This window comes from uncultured Roseibium sp. (assembly GCF_947494555.1).
Taxonomy (GTDB): Bacteria; Pseudomonadota; Alphaproteobacteria; order Rhizobiales; family Stappiaceae; genus Roseibium.
In genome coordinates this window covers 89,314-104,075 of sequence record NZ_CANLVF010000010.1, presented here as the reverse complement: position 1 = coordinate 104,075, position 14,762 = coordinate 89,314, and the positions used below count along the sequence as shown (strand labels likewise).

General features: G+C 58.3%; 16 protein-coding genes. 13 read left to right on the top strand and 3 right to left on the bottom strand.

What is annotated here, in order from left to right:
• Positions 1–85: 85 nt before the first annotated feature.
• Positions 86–1,021 (top strand): AEC family transporter, encoded by a 936-nt coding sequence (locus Q0915_RS31125; RefSeq protein WP_299484235.1) that lies wholly within the window; start codon positions 86–88, stop codon positions 1,019–1,021.
• A gap of 24 nt (positions 1,022–1,045) precedes the next feature.
• On the opposite strand, the gene Q0915_RS31120 is transcribed toward Q0915_RS31125, so the two are convergent.
• Positions 1,046–1,684, bottom strand: a complete 639-nt coding sequence (locus Q0915_RS31120) for a glutathione S-transferase N-terminal domain-containing protein (protein ID WP_299484234.1) — start codon at positions 1,682–1,684, stop codon at positions 1,046–1,048.
• A 51-nt stretch (positions 1,685–1,735) separates the two neighbouring features.
• Entirely contained in the window at positions 1,736–2,428 is a 693-nt protein-coding gene (locus Q0915_RS31115; RefSeq protein ID WP_299484233.1) for a FadR/GntR family transcriptional regulator, read from the bottom strand.
• A gap of 254 nt (positions 2,429–2,682) precedes the next feature.
• On the opposite strand from Q0915_RS31115, the gene Q0915_RS31110 reads away from it, so the two are divergent.
• From Q0915_RS31110 to Q0915_RS31065, 10 genes are all read left to right on the top strand, one after another.
• Entirely contained in the window at positions 2,683–3,828 is a 1,146-nt protein-coding gene (locus Q0915_RS31110; RefSeq protein ID WP_299484232.1) for a zinc-binding dehydrogenase, read from the top strand.
• An 11-nt stretch (positions 3,829–3,839) separates the two neighbouring features.
• Positions 3,840–4,763 (top strand): dihydrodipicolinate synthase family protein, encoded by a 924-nt coding sequence (locus Q0915_RS31105; protein WP_299484231.1) that lies wholly within the window; start codon positions 3,840–3,842, stop codon positions 4,761–4,763.
• Positions 4,764–4,781: 18 nt separating this feature from the next.
• Positions 4,782–5,261 carry a hypothetical protein gene (locus tag Q0915_RS31100; RefSeq protein ID WP_299484230.1) on the top strand — a complete coding sequence of 160 codons (480 nt, stop codon included), beginning with the start codon at positions 4,782–4,784 and terminating at the stop codon, positions 5,259–5,261.
• 90 nt (positions 5,262–5,351) lie between these two features.
• The gene (locus tag Q0915_RS31095) at positions 5,352–6,413 is read left to right on the top strand and encodes a C4-dicarboxylate TRAP transporter substrate-binding protein (RefSeq protein ID WP_299484229.1); all 1,062 of its coding nucleotides are present in this window, start codon (positions 5,352–5,354) and stop codon (positions 6,411–6,413) included.
• 104 nt (positions 6,414–6,517) lie between these two features.
• Positions 6,518–7,018, top strand: a complete 501-nt coding sequence (locus Q0915_RS31090; protein WP_299484228.1) for a TRAP transporter small permease subunit — start codon at positions 6,518–6,520, stop codon at positions 7,016–7,018.
• Between the two features lie 12 nt (positions 7,019–7,030).
• Positions 7,031–8,368, top strand: coding sequence for a TRAP transporter large permease (locus Q0915_RS31085; RefSeq protein ID WP_299484227.1), 1,338 nt, complete (start codon positions 7,031–7,033; stop codon positions 8,366–8,368).
• Between the two features lie 16 nt (positions 8,369–8,384).
• Positions 8,385–8,693, top strand: coding sequence for a DUF1330 domain-containing protein (locus tag Q0915_RS31080; RefSeq protein WP_299484226.1), 309 nt, complete (start codon positions 8,385–8,387; stop codon positions 8,691–8,693).
• A 24-nt stretch (positions 8,694–8,717) separates the two neighbouring features.
• Positions 8,718–9,692 (top strand): quinone oxidoreductase, encoded by a 975-nt coding sequence (locus tag Q0915_RS31075; protein WP_299484225.1) that lies wholly within the window; start codon positions 8,718–8,720, stop codon positions 9,690–9,692.
• Positions 9,693–9,700: 8 nt separating this feature from the next.
• The gene (locus Q0915_RS31070; RefSeq protein WP_299484224.1) at positions 9,701–11,092 is read left to right on the top strand and encodes an SLC13 family permease; all 1,392 of its coding nucleotides are present in this window, start codon (positions 9,701–9,703) and stop codon (positions 11,090–11,092) included.
• Between the two features lie 99 nt (positions 11,093–11,191).
• Positions 11,192–11,698: a flavin reductase family protein gene (locus Q0915_RS31065; RefSeq protein WP_299484223.1), complete on the top strand. Its 507-nt coding sequence runs from the start codon at positions 11,192–11,194 to the stop codon at positions 11,696–11,698.
• A gap of 114 nt (positions 11,699–11,812) precedes the next feature.
• Here the strand turns inward: Q0915_RS31065 and Q0915_RS31060 are convergent, their stop codons facing one another.
• Positions 11,813–12,715: a LysR family transcriptional regulator gene (locus Q0915_RS31060; RefSeq protein ID WP_299484222.1), complete on the bottom strand. Its 903-nt coding sequence runs from the start codon at positions 12,713–12,715 to the stop codon at positions 11,813–11,815.
• 116 nt (positions 12,716–12,831) lie between these two features.
• Here Q0915_RS31060 and Q0915_RS31055 point away from each other — a divergent pair, with 116 nt between their 5' ends.
• Both Q0915_RS31055 and pcaD read left to right on the top strand, forming a co-directional pair.
• A complete protein-coding gene (locus tag Q0915_RS31055) occupies positions 12,832–13,938 on the top strand; it encodes an LLM class flavin-dependent oxidoreductase (RefSeq protein ID WP_299484221.1) in 1,107 nt (368 codons plus the stop codon).
• Positions 13,935–14,732 carry a 3-oxoadipate enol-lactonase gene (gene pcaD / locus Q0915_RS31050; RefSeq protein WP_299484220.1) on the top strand — a complete coding sequence of 266 codons (798 nt, stop codon included), beginning with the start codon at positions 13,935–13,937 and terminating at the stop codon, positions 14,730–14,732. The genes Q0915_RS31055 and pcaD overlap by 4 nt, the downstream gene beginning before the upstream one ends.
• The last annotated feature ends 30 nt before the right edge of the window (positions 14,733–14,762 follow it).

Sequence of the window (14,762 nt, the reverse complement as noted above, 5' to 3'; positions counted from 1 at the left end):
CCATCAACCTGCCGTCAGATCCAGCACCGCAAACCATTGGCACCTTGCTTCGACCGACTGCTCCGTATTGCCGAAGGATATTGATTTGATTGGTGAACTCGCCGGCGTCATCGCGCCGATTCTTCTGATGGCGGCGATCGGATACTGGATACAGAAGGCCGGACCGAACCTCGAAACCAAAAGCATGAGCATGCTCGTGATGATGGTCGGAACACCGGCGCTTGTTTTTTCTTCGCTGACGAGCACAGACCTTCCGGAAACAGTCCTGCTTCAGATGTCTGCGGGTGCAATTTGCGCCAGCGTCATTGCCGCCGTTCTCGCGACTGCATTTCTCATGGTCTCCGGTTTCAATCTGCGCAGCTTCCTGCCCAGCCTGACAATGCCCAATTCCGGCAACATCGGGCTTCCGGTCGTTTTGCTGGCGTTCGGGAACGAAGGACTTGCGATTGGCGTTGCCTTTTTCTTCGTCATTGCAATCCTGCAATACACGGTCATGCCGATCGTTACCGCCGGATCGTTTTCGCTCGGCAGGACGCTGAAGGAGCCCCTGGTCTGGTCCGTAACCGCGGTCCTTGTTGTCAAGGCAACCGGCATCACGCCACCGGAAGTGATCCGCGAAACGACCCGCTTGCTGGGTGGCATGATGATCCCCGTCATGGTGATCCTGCTCGGCGCTGCCATTGCCCGCCTCAGGATTGATGACATCAAGACGGCCGTGGCTCTTGCAGCAGCAAGATTGCTGATCGGCATTGCCGCCGGCACGGCAACGATTGCCCTCCTGGGTGCTACCGGCCTTGCAGCCGGCAGTCTGTTTCTGATGGCGGCCATGCCGTCCGCCATCGTCACTTACGTCTTTGCCGAACGCTACGAGCGTGACCCGGAAAAAGTCGCGGGTCTGATCGTTGCATCGACACTCCTGACCTTTGCCGTCTTGCCTGCACTTCTGTGGATCGGGCTCACCATCGCGGACCGGGATGCTCCGATGGGAACACTCCTGACGAACCTGTTCTCCGCTTGGTGATACGGCAAAGGCCATCTTTCCTTCCTAGGGCATCGGTACGTCGTTTACGTGTTTGGGAACCTGGTACCCGCGCTGCACCGCAGGTCTTTCCGCAATGCGCACATACCAGTCCCTAACGTTCGGAAACTCGTTGAGATCGATTTCCTGCCATTCGAAACGGGAAATCCAGGGCCAGCAGGCCATGTCCGTGATCGAGTATTCGCCCCGTCCGTCGCCCGCGATAAAGTCACGGTCCGCCAGGCGCGTATTGAGCACCTTGTAGAGGCGGCGCCCTTCGGTCGAATAGCGTTCTTCGCCGTATTCGGACTTGCCCTTGTTGTATTTGACGAAATGGTGCACCTGCCCGAGCATTGGCCCGAGCCCGCCCATCTGCCACATGAGCCATTCGATGGCTGGCCAGCGGGCATCACCGGCAGGCAGGAACTTTCCGTATTTCTCGGCGAGGTAAAGCATGATGGCACCGGTCTCCATCATGGAAATTCCGGTATCATGATCCACTATCGCTGGGATGCGATTATTCGGGGAGATCTTCAGAAAGTCGGGCTCATGTTGCTCGCCCTTGGATATGTCGATCGCATGCGCCTTGTAGTCGACGCCGAGTTCTTCCAGAAGGATCGAGACCTTGCGTCCGTTGGGTGTCGTCCAGGTATAAAAATCGATCACGCAATTTGCCTTTCGGTTCCTCTATGCCGGCCGGCCCGGCCAGTCGTCTGTTCAGTCTTCGGGCAAGAAAGTCGCCCGGACGGATTTCAGGTGCGCGCGCATGGCGTTTTTTGCCCCTGCCGCGTCGCGTCTTTCGAGCGCGGCAACGATTGCCTCATGTTCCGCAAAGGAATGATAATCAGCTGGCGGACCGCCTTCTGGCACGTCCAGGCGCGACCAGACCACTGATACACGAACCTTGTTCACCAGCCAGTGAAGTTCGCTCAACAATGTGTTCCCGGCTGCCTCGGCAATTTCGGTATGAAACGCGAAATCAAGCTCTTCGTAAGACGGCCAGGATGCTGCTTCCCGCATTTTCCGCGTGAGGTCGCGCAGCTGGGCAAGATGTCTGGGCGTTGCGTGAATGGCCGCCAATGCCGTGAGTTCCGGTTCCAAAACGAGCCTTGCGACCATCGCTTCGTGCGGGCTCGTTCGGTCTGCAAGAAAGCCAAGGCTTTCGGAGGACGCTCCGGCAACCGCATAGGCATCTCCCAAAAATGTCCCTTTGCCGACTTTCCTGTGAACGATCCCTTCCGCCTCAAGAACCGTGAGCGCCTTTCTCAAAACGCCACGTGAAACGCCCAGCGTGTCACACAGCTGTCTTTCAGGCGGCAGCCGTCCTCCAGGACGAAGTCCGGATTGCTCGAGCCAGCCTCTCACAAGGTCAAGAACCGGGAGGGAAGGAGCTTGCAGATCCAATACCAATTTGGTGCACCAATCTTATTTCAAGGCGAAATTTAAACTCATTCAATTTAGCCACACTCGGAAAAGAGACTCAAGTATCGATTTTTTCTTTACATGAGAGCTTTTATCGTGAAATGATACGACCAAAGCACCAAATTGGTTAACCAATTAGGATTGACGCGGCAGAACATGCCGAATGATGTCTGTCTATCTCAGGGTTGTTTTTCCGTTCAACCCGCCTGTTGACCCTTGTTCATTCAGTCAGGGAGGACCGTGTGAACGCACCCATCGATATGACCGTTCCGCCAAAAATGAAGGCTTGGGTCCTGGGCGATCCGGAACAACTGACACTCGTGGACAAGGACGTGCCCCGGCCGGGCAAGGCCGAAGCGCTGGTCAGGATCGACGCGGTTGCCATCTGCGCAACCGACCTGGAGATCCTCACTTATGGAACGCCTGCCCTGATCGAAGGCGGAGCGCCATTCAACAAGAATTTCACGCCTGGCCATGAATACATGGGAACGATTGCGGCACTCGGGCCCGGCGTCGATGAATTCGAGATCGGCGACCGCGTCACGGTCGAAATCCACGCCGGATGCGGCCAGTGCAAGCGGTGCCGGATGGGCATGTACACATCGTGCCACAACTACGGCAAAAACTATGGCGAACAGAACAAGGGACACAGGGCCAACGGCTTCACCACCGATGGCGGCTTTGCCCAATATGCGGTGAACAACATCAACACCATGATCAAGGTGCCGGACACAATGTCCGACGAGGAAGCGACCCTCGTGGTCACGGCCGGAACGTCGATGTACGGCCTCACCGAGCTTGGCGGTCTCGTTGCCGGCGAAAGCGTCGTGGTAATTGGTCCCGGCCCCATAGGCCTGCTCGCTGTCGCGGTTGCCAAATCGCTTGGTGCGTCGCCGGTTGTCCTGGTCGGGACCCGTGAAAACCGCAACAGGATCGGTCTCGAATTGGGCGCTGATGTCGCGATCGATGCCAGAAACGAAGATGTCGTTAGCCGGATAAAGGAACTCACTGGCGGAAAGGGAGCCGACTACGTCGTCGATTGCGCCGGCAGTGAAACGACAGTCAACCAGGCCGTCCACATGACCAATCGCGGCGGGAGGATCTGCCTCGCGGCCTTCCCCAAGAAGCCGGTTGAATTCGATCTCGGTTATCTGGCCGTCAATAACATTTATCTCTACGGCATTCGCGGAGAAGGCAGGTCGGCGACGCATCGGGCTATGGCCTTCATGGCCGAAAAGCGCTTCGATGCGACCAAGATCCACACCCACACATTTCCCATGGAAGATTTGCCGACGGCGCTGAAATACGCCCGGGAGCGCATCGACGACGCGATCAAGGTGGTCGTCTCCATGAAAGACACGCACGCCGCAGCACAAGCAGCGGAATGAGGAGACCTTTTATGCCCAAGGCCCGCCGTGGCATATACGCCGCCGCCGTTACCCCTTTTGACGATCAAGGCGGCGTGGACGCAGCGAAACTCATCGCCTACTGCCGCCATCTGGTCACCGATGGCGGGTGCGACGGGATAGCACCGACCGGGACCACCGGAGAAGGCAACTCCATTTCAGCGAAGGACCGCCTGGCCCTTCCGGCAGCATTCGCCGCTGCGGGCTTTGCCGCGGATCAGGTGATTTTCGGTACCGGGGCCTGTTCGTCCGAAGACGCGATCGCTTATACCAGAGCATCGCTCGACGCCGGATTTGCGAACGTTCTCATCCTGCCGCCGTTTTACTACAAGAACCCGAGTGACGACGGCCTCTACGCCTACTATGCACGCATCATCGACAAGGTGAACTCGGACGCGCTGCGGATCTACCTTTATCACTTTCCGCAAATGTCCATGACACCGCTCTCGCCTGCACTGGTCTCGCGACTGAAGGCCGAATTCGGGCCGATTATTGCCGGATTGAAAGACTCCAGCGGCGATTTTTCGCAATCGCTTGCCTTTGTCGAGGCAACAGGAGGTATCGATCGGGACTTCGATGTCTATCCCTCCAGCGAGGCAATGGTCTTCGACGCTTTGGAAGCAAAGTGCGCCGGCATCATCTCCGGATCCACAAATGCCTTTGGCAATCTTGTCCGCGCGGCCCTGAATGCGGATGAAGCGGGGCGCGAACAGGCGTTCCAACACGTCAAGGCCGCACGGGCGGCCGCTGCAAAATATCCTTTGATGGCGGGCATGAAGCAACTCGAAGCCTGGCGCACCAATGACGAAAGCTGGACACGCATGGCCCCTCCGCTTGTCAGACTGAACGAGGCCCAGAAAACGGGGCTTCGGGCAGATCTGGACACGCTGGTGGCAGCGCGCAACGCAGCGCAATAATTAAAAAGGAAATTCCACATGGCCCAGGCCCAGCAGGCACATGCCGTTTCCAATCACATTCCGACCGCAACCGATCCGGCCGCATTCGCGCACTGGCCCGAAGGCCTTTATGACGCGATGAAAGCTGATGAATACAGCGGCGTTGTGGGATCCAGGCTGGTTTCTGAAACGGACAAGGTCCGCGTCTGGCATCTGCGTCTGGCACCTGGCAAACGCTGCGCGTTCCATCGCCATGTGAACCCTTATTTCTGGTCAGCGCACCGCGCTGGCAAGGCGCGTGGCTTCTTCTCCAGTGGCGAGATCCGCGACGTCGAGCACTACGAAGGCGAGACCAAGCATTTCTATTACAGCGCCGGCGAATACATGCTCCACGCGGTGGAAAACATCGGCGACACGGAGCTTTTGTTTACAACCGTCGAATTTCTGGACGGCCCCAACACACCGCTCGAAGTGCCGGACAGCGTTCGGTTGCAATCGCCCGGCGCAGACGCCGCATGACGAATTGGGAGACCGGCCCCCGCTCAAGAAGGCCGGCTCCCGATGCACCGGCAATCCGGTGCACTTGAACTATGTTCACGGGAGGAAACCATGAAGAAGACAATTGCCGGCATGACGCTGGCCACGACGCTTGCTATCGTTGGCGGCCAGGCTGCCGCAGATGAAATCACATTGCGGATCGGGTCTGGCCACCCGCCAGGCGTCGTCTATGCCGGGCTGATGATCGACTATTTCCAACCCGAACTGAAGCGCCGCGTCGAAGAACGAACCGACCATACGATCAATTTCGTGGAGGGCTATTCGGGATCCATCGTCAAGGTGACGGAAGTTCTGGAAGGTGTTCAGGACGGGATCATCGACATTGGCGGCTTCTGCTACTGTTTCGAGCCGTCCAACCTGCCGCTGCATGCATTTCAGGTCATGATGCCCTTCGGAACGATGGACCCGGTTCAGTCCTTGCAGATCGCACAGGATGTCTATGCTGAAGTGCCCTATCTGACGGACGTCTTCCCCCAGAAGTTCAACCAGATCCTCCTGTCGCGCATTGCCGACGGCGGCTACAACCTCGGAACCTCGTTTGCCTGGGAAAACCTGTCTGATCTGAAAGACCAGAAGATTGCCGGAGCCGGGCTCAATCTGAACTGGTTGAAGTATGCCGGCGTGTCGCCGGTCCAGTCCTCGCTGGCGACGGCCTACACGGAAATGAATACCAACGTCTATGAAGGCTGGATCATGTTTCCCTCGGCTTGGGTGAACCTCAAGCTTTACGAGCCGGGGCCATACTACACCCTGATCGGCTTCGGCTCGATGACGTGGCATGGGCTCACGATCAACCAGGACACCTACAACGAGTTGCCTGATGACGTGAAGGAGATCCTGCACGAGGTCGCGGCCGACTATGAAGAGCAGACAGGCATCGTGAACCAGAAGGAATATGCGCGTCTGGTTGAAGAGCTGCGTGGGCTTATCACGGTCACCGAGATCGATCCGACTGTCCGCGCGGCCTGGGCGGAGAGCCTCAAGGACTGGCCGCAGCAGATGGCGAGCGACCTGGAGGAACAGGGTTTGCCTGCCAAACAGGTTCTGAACCTCGTCCTCGATAAGGCAGAAGACCGGGGCTATTCCTGGCCCGTTCGCTACGAGATCAAGTAACGCAATGCAGCCAACTGATGCCGCGGCTTACGCCCGCGGCATCCCTTTCCCCTCCGCCGGCCTTTGCAGTCTGCGCGGACCTCCATGCTAACGGCTGAACAAACATGTTCCTGATCCGGGCGACCGACCAACTCACGAAACTACTGATGATCCTGGCCGCTGCCTGGGCATTCATTCTCTGTTTCTTTATTCTGGCAGACATTGTTTTCCGCGCGCTCAACATGCCGTTACAGGGCACCAAGGAGATCGTGGCCAACTCGGTGGTCATGATCGTGTTCCTGCAACTGGGCTTTGCCGTCCGCTCCGGATCGATGCTTCAGGCAGACTTTCTGATTTCCGCGCTCAATCCGTCCGTTCGCAAAGCCCTCGTTGTCCTCGGCTTGTTGCTGGGCGCCGCATTTTTCCTGTTTTTGATGAAAGCCGGCATCACGCCCGCACTCAGGTCATTCGCCAACGGTGAGTTTGATGGCGAAGGCGCGTTGCGCGTCCCGGTCTGGCCCGCCCGCTTCACGATCATCTTCGGTAGCGGCCTTGCCGCTTTCAATTATCTCCTCTTGGCCGTCATCGAAGCCTTTGGCTTGTCCGACCGGCTGAAGTTTCGATAAGGGGCCTCTGCCTTGTTTGATTTCGGCACTGCGCTCATCATAATCGGCGGCCTTCTCGGACTGGTTCTGCTGGGTGTCCACGTCGCGGTTGCGCTCGGCGTTTCCAGTGCACTCGGCATCTACCTGGTGACGGGCAAGATGCGGATTGTCGAAGCTACTGTCGCCTCGACCGCGGCTGAAGCGCTCCGTGATTTCACCTTTGCCGTGATCCCGCTTTTCATGCTGATGGGCGAATTCATCGGCCGGTCAGGTGCCATCACCGATGTCTATAACGGCATCAACCGGGGCATCAAGAGACTGCCTGGTCGCTTGGCGATCGCGACTGTGCTGGGCAATACCATATTCTCGTTTGTAACCGGCGTCTCGATCGCTTCCGCCGCCGCATTCTCACGGATTGCCTATCCGGAAATGAAGGCGTTCAACTACAGGCGCGGATTTGCACTTGGTGCAATTGCCGGATCGAGCTGCCTTGGAATGCTCATCCCGCCATCGGTGCTCATGATCGTTTGGGGCATTCTGACCGAGCAATCCATAGGCCGGCTTTTCCTTGCAGGTGTGCTGCCCGGCATCCTTCTGGCGAGCCTGTTCCTTGGCTACATCATTGTCACCGCGATTATGAATCCGGAGGTCGTCGGCGAGAACCGTCCCGGGGCACAGCAGCGCGAAGCGGCTGCCGACCGGGTTGACATGAGTTTCGGCCAGTTCCTGTCCAGCATGATCGGCGTCTTCGGGATCATTCTGGCCGTGCTCGGCGGCATCTGGTTCGGCATCTTCACACCGACCGAAGGCGCCGGCGCGGGCGCCGCACTTGCCCTACTCTTCGCCATGACCAAGGGACTGACCTGGCAGCAATTCATGCAGGCGGTCTACGCGGTCGGCAAGACCGCCGCACCCATTCTGATCCTGCTGTTTTGCGCGGCGCTCTATTCCCGGACCCTTGCAATGACAGGTGTAACAACCGCCATTCGGGAATACTTCATCGCCTCCGGCCTGCAGGCGTGGCAGGTTCTGGGCGTCATTCTGCTGATCTGGTTCATCCTCGGTATGGTCATCGACAGTATCTCGATCATGCTCCTGACTGTCCCCATCGTCGAACCCATCGCGGTTGCCTTCGGCTTTGATCGTTTGAGCTTTGCCATCGTCGGCATTCTGGCAATTGAAGCCGGTCTCCTGACACCGCCCTTCGGACTGCTGGTTTACACGGTCAAGGCAGCTATCGAGGACCCCAAGGTAGGTGTCCAGGAGATCTTTCTGAGTTCGATCCCCTATTGGGGCATCATGCTGTTTGCAGCTGTATTGCTGATCGTTTTTCCCCAGATCGCCAACTGGCTACCCGAGACCCTGATGTAACTTCCCGGAGGAAATCATGCCTGCATACTGGATGGCACGCGCCAGGATCAATGATCCGGTCGAATACAAGAAATACACCGATCTGGTCCCCGACATCATCAGCAAGCATGGCGGGAAAGTGCTCGCAAGAGGAGGCGATCACGAAATCATGGAAGGTCCGGAGCACTTCCATCGTTTCGTGGTGATCGAGTTCCCGTCGCTTGAAGCGGGCGTAAGATGCTTCAAGTCGGAAGAGTACCAAAAGGCAGCGGCCTTTCGCAGGGCAAATGGTGCCGGTGAGGTTCAGACCGTTGTCGTCGAATCCGGTGACGCGACCGCACGGTAGTTTTGGAAGAGAAGGAGACCGCGCATGCAGGCGCAACGTATCATGATGACCGGGCAGGGAGCGCCCGAAGTCATGCAGCTGGAACAGTTCGATGTTCCGCCACCCGGGAAAGGTGAGCTCCAGATCGAGCAGACCGCGATCGGACTCAATTACATGGACATCTACCAGCGCTCGGGTCACTACCCGCTCGCCATCCCCAGCCCGCTGGGATTGGAAGCGGCCGGGAAAGTCACTGCGGTCGGTCCGGATGTCGAAGGCTTCGCGATCGGTGACAGGGTCGTTTATGGCGGCGTTCTGGGCGCCTACGCGACGGTGCGCAATGCACCGGCGGCCCGTGTTCTCAAGATCCCCGATGGCATTTCGGACGAAACCGCCGCCGCGGTTCTGATGAAGGGCATGACGGCCGAATATCTTCTGGAGCGCTGCTTCAAGGTCCAGCCGGGCATGGACGTTCTTTTCTTTGCAGCTTCGGGCGGTGTCGGCCAACTCGCCGGTCAGTGGGGCAAGCAGCTGGGCGCACGGATGATCGGCGTTACGTCCGGTGCGCAAAGCTGCGCCATGATCAAGTCGCTCGGTTACGCGGAAGCGATCGACCGGACGTCGGAAGATATTGCTGAACGCGTCAAGGAACTGACCGGTGGCAAGGGCGTCCCTGTCGTCTTTGACAGCATCGGCAAGGCGACTTTCGACATTTCAATCAGTTCGCTCGCCACTTACGGCATGTTCGTCTCGTTCGGCGCGACAACAGGCGAAGCGCCTCCTGTGCCGCCAAGCCTTCTGCAAAAGGCCGGATCGCTCTATTTCACCCGCCCGACACTGGCAAACTACGTTGGCCCTCGAGAGGATCTCGAGCACTCGGCAAACCGTGTGTTTGAGATGATCCTGGCTGGGAACCTGTCGGTCAACGTCAATCAGAAATGGGCGCTTGCAGATGTCGCGGAAGCGCACAGGGCCCTTGAATCCGGCTCAACGACCGGGTCTTCGATCCTGTTGCCGTAAGGCCGGGCATGAAACTGACCTTGCCCGGAGCAACTTTGATCGCCGCGGCGCTTGCCGCGTCGGTCCTCTTTACACTTGGCGCAGGTGCCGAACATCCACGGAGCGAGCTCTTGTTCGCAACCGGCGTTGGTGTGTTCTCCATAGCACTCTTCGCAACCCGGGTTTTCCCCGATATCGTTGCGGCGTTTCTGGTCTTCCTGATCAGTCTTTCCGTCTCGATTGCACCGCCTGGCGTAGTATTTTCCGGTCTTGCCTCCGGGGGCTTCTGGCTTTTGGTCGGCGGCATCATACTGGGAGTAGCGGTGACCGCGACCGGACTTGGAACGCAGATCTCGAACCGGATGCTCGCCCTCTCCGGCGCGTCCTATTCAAAAGCGGTTCTGGTGGTCGCTTCGGCCGGGTTTTTACTTGGCATTCTCATTCCCTCAACAATTCCCCGCGTCCTGATCCTGATACCTGTCGCCGTTGCGCTGGCAGACTCCCTCGGGCTCAAGCCAGGGAGCCGCGGATCCATGGGTCTGTGCGCAACCGCCGCGGCCGGAACCCTGCTGCCCACATACGCCATATACACTGCCAATCTTCCAACCATCGTCCAATTCGGTGCTCTGGAAAGTCTCTACAGCCTGAAAGCCACATATTCCGGGTACTTACTCGCCCAGTTCCCCGTCAATCTGGTGCGTTTCGCGGTGCTTCTGCTCGTTCTTTGCCTGTTAAACACCGAACCGGTTGATCGACGCCGCGCCGGCACACAATCCGCTGAGGGTCTGACTGGACGGCAAACACGGTTGCTTGTCCTTCTTCTATGCGCCATTGCGCTCTGGGCCACAGACTTCGTGCACGGCATTCAACCGGCCTGGATCGCACTCGCCGTTGCCACAATTGCGCTCTGGCCGAAGTCCGGGCTTCTTCCCGCCGCGACGATGAAAGAAAAGGTCGACCTGACACCGGCGTTGTTGTTCAGCGCAATCTTCTGCGTAAGCGCCCTGGCGCGTCACGTCGGCCTGGACGTGACCTTGGCCAACTCCCTTATTGAGCGTATGTCCCTTGTCCCGGGTGAGATCTTTTGGAATGTCTACGCCATTTTCGGTTTTTCCGTCTTGATCTCCCACCTGACCACCGCTCCGGCCGCGCCGTTGGTTCTGGCACCGCTCGCAGAACCGCTCGCATCCGCATCGGGCCTGCCGCTAGAAACAGTTGCCATGACGCAAATGATCGGCATCGCAAGTCCGCTTCTGCCCTATCAGGCGCCACCGCTGATTATCGCAATGTCTCTTGCGGAGATTTCGACGGGTCTTTTGACGCGGATCTGTCTCTTTCTGTTTGCTGCAGTAGTCCTATTCGGATTGCCGCTGACGATACTCTGGTGGCAATTCACGGGTTTGTTGCCGTCCGCAGGATGAACGCCTCGCATCAAAAATTTTGATTGCTGTGATCAGCTCTAATAATTTGCCATAATGTCGCACCTCACTATCTTCGGAGACAAGCGATGGAGGGGTTCAATGAACGCAATGACCGGTACCAAAGACTTTGCTATCGATCCGAAGGCACTTCGGCAGACACTTGCCTGCTTTCCGACCGGCGTTGCAATTGCGACCACCCGCTCGAGGACAGATGAGCCCATCGGTGTCACGATCAGTTCGTTCAATTCCGTATCGATGGACCCGCCCCTCGTCCTTTGGAGCCTCGCCCGCAAGGCGGGCAGCCTTGCAGAATACAAGGCGCATCCCGGCTTCGCCATAAACATCCTGTCGCACGAGCAGGCAGACCTGTGCCGGCTTTTTGCAAGCACCGAACGCGATCGGTTTTCCGGCCTGGAATGGGTCGAAGGCGTTCACGGTGTACCTTGCCTTAAGGACTGCGCGGCCACGCTCGAATGCGAAACCCAAGCCGTTCACGAAGGTGGCGACCATGAGATATTCATAGGCCGTGTGCTGGCGCACATGAACAGCGACAAAACGCCTCTCGCTTTCGGCAAGGGACAGCTCGGGGCCTTTGCGGTCGGGTGATTTGGTCTTGGCCGGCGCAGTCTTCAGCGTCGCCATCCCAGATCACTTGCTCCACATTTGTCATCCCGGTTTGCCGCAAACGCGGTAAACCGGGATGACAATCGAGGGCTGGTCTTATGTGGCGACAAGCTCTTCGACTTCCTTTTTAAGCTCCTCCAGGAACACACGTGCCTGAAGAGACAACGGACGCCGGGCAGGCTCGATCTGCACCAGATCCAGATAGAGTGGCGGCTGGTCAATCGGCGCGATCCGGCGAACCGTGCCGTCCAGGTCCGGTGCGCAGATTACACCTGGCAGGATGGTTACCCAGTCGGTCCGGGCAACAAAGTCGAGCGTGCCGAACATGGCATCCATTTCCATAACCCGGTCCACGCAGACGGAATGGGTCGTAAGGTAGTCTTCGATCCGCGCTTTTCGGATATTGTTACGCGAAGGCGTTACCAGCTTCAGCGGTGGCAACTCCGCAAGACGCACCGGTTTGCCGTGCACCAGGCCGCTCTGTGCACCACCGACGAGCATTTCCCGGTCTCGCGCCAGGTGGCTCACATTCAGACCGACGGCGCCGCCAAAGGCCGGGACCACCGCAAAGTCAAGTTCTTCGGCCTTGACACTGTCTGTCAGCGCACCGCTATAGCCCTCCATGATGTGGATTGAGACATCGCTGTGCTGGCACGCCATCCTTTCAAGGGCCGGAGCAAGAGCGGCACGAGCGAGGACCGGCATGATCCCTGCCCGTACAGGTCCTGAAAGGGTCTCCCGGCTGCTTTGCGCATCGATGATCGCCTCTTCGGAACCACGCAGAACATCAAGGATCTTCTTGTAGTACCGGTCACCTGCGGGTGTGAGCAGGACGCCCTCGCTTGTGCGTTCAAACAGCCTGATGCCGAGACTTTCCTCCACAGTAGCAACGTGCTGTGAGATGCCCGATTGCGTTGCGTTTTCGCGTACAGCCGCGCGTGTGAAGGAGCCCTCTTCCGCGACAGCAACCACGGAACGCATCTGGCGGAGCGAGATCATCAGAGCCTCATTAGAATTCTTGATAGCACAATTTAGTACTTATAATTTTCCCAAACACCAGCCCCGACATACTCTTTGATGGAGATCAATGACACATGCTTGAGAGGAGCTGGCACATGGAACTCGGTTTTTTCACAATGCCGATCCACCCGCTGGACAAGGATTGGCGGCTGACCCTTCAGGAAGACCGTGAAGCATTCCTGCTCGCGGACGAATTGGGGTTCACCGAGGCCTATTGCGGCGAGCATGTAACGGACCAGGCGGAGAACATCACCTCATGTGCCATGTTCATCGCTTCACTCGCTTCGGCGGTCAAATCCATGCGGCTCGGCACTGGCACGGTCAACATGCCGAACGCGCATCCGGCCGCGGTCGCCGCCCAGATTGCGATGCTCGACCACATGCTTGACGGTCGCTTCAATTTCGGAATTTCCCCTGGGGGCCTTTTGTCCGATGCCGAGGTCTTCGGCAATCTTGACGCAGATCGCAATGCGATGTTCCTGGAAGGCATCAACACCGTCTTGAAGATCTGGGACAGCGAGCCACCCTACAATATTGAAGGGGACTACTGGAAAGTTACGACGGAGCGGACGAGCATGGCCGAAATCGGCCAGGGCATCATGCCGAAACCGCTGCAACGGCCTCATCCGCCGATTGTCGTGACTGCCGTTGCCCCGTTTTCCAAGGGCGTTACGGAAGCTGCCGCACGCGGCTGGGAACCGATCAGCGCAAACTTCCTGATGCCCCAGTGGGTCGCCAGCCATTGGCCAAAATATGTCGAGGGCTGTGAGCGTGTCGGCCGGCCCGCACTGACGGAGAACTGGCGCGTTGCCCGATCCGTATTTGTCGCCGACGACTTGGACACCGCCCGGGAATATGCGCTTGGACCGGATAGCCCCTACCGCTTCTACTACAATCAGATCCTCACCAAGATGCGCAAGAACAATCGACTCGCCCTGTTCAAGACGCATCGCGACCAGCCGGATGACGAGGTCACTCTCGAAGGTGTCCTGGATAAACTTGTCACCTGGGGAACGCCGGACAAAGTGACGGAGGATCTGCTTGCCTATCGCGAAACCGTTGGTGATTTCGGAACCCTGCTCTACGCAGGCAAGGACTGGGTCGATCCCGAGCTTGGCAAGCGTTCGATGATCCTGCTGGCGGAGAAGGTCAAACCCGCGTTCAACGCGGCAATTGCATCTGAAAAACAGGCTGCGCAATGACGAGCCGCGTTGATCTCGGCACCCATTGTCTCCAGACATATGTCGATGGGCCTGCCGGCGCTCCCTGGCTGATCCTGTCGAATTCGCTCGGTGCAAGCGCTGAAATGTGGGAGCCGCAGATCCCGGCGCTCACCGAGAACTTTCAGGTCCTCAGATACGATACCCGGGGACACGGCAAATCAGATGTTCCAAAGGGGCCGTATTCGTTTCAGCACCTCGTCGACGACGTCGTCCGTCTGATGGATGCGCACGGTATTGAAACCGCGCGCTTCATGGGCCTTTCAAAGGGCGGCATGACCGGCCTCGGCATGGCCCTTTCCCACCCCGACCGGATCGAACGTGTCGTTTGCGCAGACGGACGCTCCGACGCACCGCCGCCGTTCAAGGCCATGTGGGACGAGCGGATCGGCAAGGTAGAGGCGGATGGGATGGCGGGGATTGTCGAGGGAACGATGGCAACCTGGTTCACACCCGACTGGCTCGACGCCAACCCGGAGAGCGCCGACAAGGTCCGCCGGATGATCCTCTCGCACGAGCCGGCCGGCTATATTGCCAACTGCCGGGCGCTGCAGGGGCTCGATTATTTCCGGCACCTTTCCAATATCGGCATTCCCGTCCTTTATGTCGGCGGCAGCCATGACAAGGGCGCTTCCCCCGAGGTCATGCAGGCGATGGCGGATGCAACACCGGGTGGACGTTTCATCGAAATTCCGGGGGCGGCACATGTTGCAAACATCAACGCCCCGGAGGCTTTCAACAAGGCGGTGCTGGACTTCCTGACGACAGACATCTAGGCCCGCGCACCCCTCCAAACCGGAGGCGTT

Excerpts from the sequence above, each read along its gene's own strand:
- pcaD (WP_299484220.1), top strand. The coding sequence starts at position 13,935 with ATGACGAGCCGCGTTGATCTCGGCACCCATTGTCTCCAGACATATGTC.
- Q0915_RS31070 (WP_299484224.1), top strand. The coding sequence starts at position 9,701 with ATGAAACTGACCTTGCCCGGAGCAACTTTGATCGCCGCGGCGCTTGCC.
- Q0915_RS31060 (WP_299484222.1), bottom strand. The coding sequence starts at position 12,715 with ATGATCTCGCTCCGCCAGATGCGTTCCGTGGTTGCTGTCGCGGAAGAG.
- Q0915_RS31100 (WP_299484230.1), top strand. The coding sequence starts at position 4,782 with ATGGCCCAGGCCCAGCAGGCACATGCCGTTTCCAATCACATTCCGACC.
- Q0915_RS31065 (WP_299484223.1), top strand. The coding sequence starts at position 11,192 with ATGAACGCAATGACCGGTACCAAAGACTTTGCTATCGATCCGAAGGCA.
- Q0915_RS31080 (WP_299484226.1), top strand. The coding sequence starts at position 8,385 with ATGCCTGCATACTGGATGGCACGCGCCAGGATCAATGATCCGGTCGAA.
- Q0915_RS31090 (WP_299484228.1), top strand. The coding sequence starts at position 6,518 with ATGTTCCTGATCCGGGCGACCGACCAACTCACGAAACTACTGATGATC.
- Q0915_RS31055 (WP_299484221.1), top strand. The coding sequence starts at position 12,832 with ATGGAACTCGGTTTTTTCACAATGCCGATCCACCCGCTGGACAAGGAT.
- Q0915_RS31075 (WP_299484225.1), top strand. The coding sequence starts at position 8,718 with ATGCAGGCGCAACGTATCATGATGACCGGGCAGGGAGCGCCCGAAGTC.
- Q0915_RS31095 (WP_299484229.1), top strand. The coding sequence starts at position 5,352 with ATGAAGAAGACAATTGCCGGCATGACGCTGGCCACGACGCTTGCTATC.
- Q0915_RS31105 (WP_299484231.1), top strand. The coding sequence starts at position 3,840 with ATGCCCAAGGCCCGCCGTGGCATATACGCCGCCGCCGTTACCCCTTTT.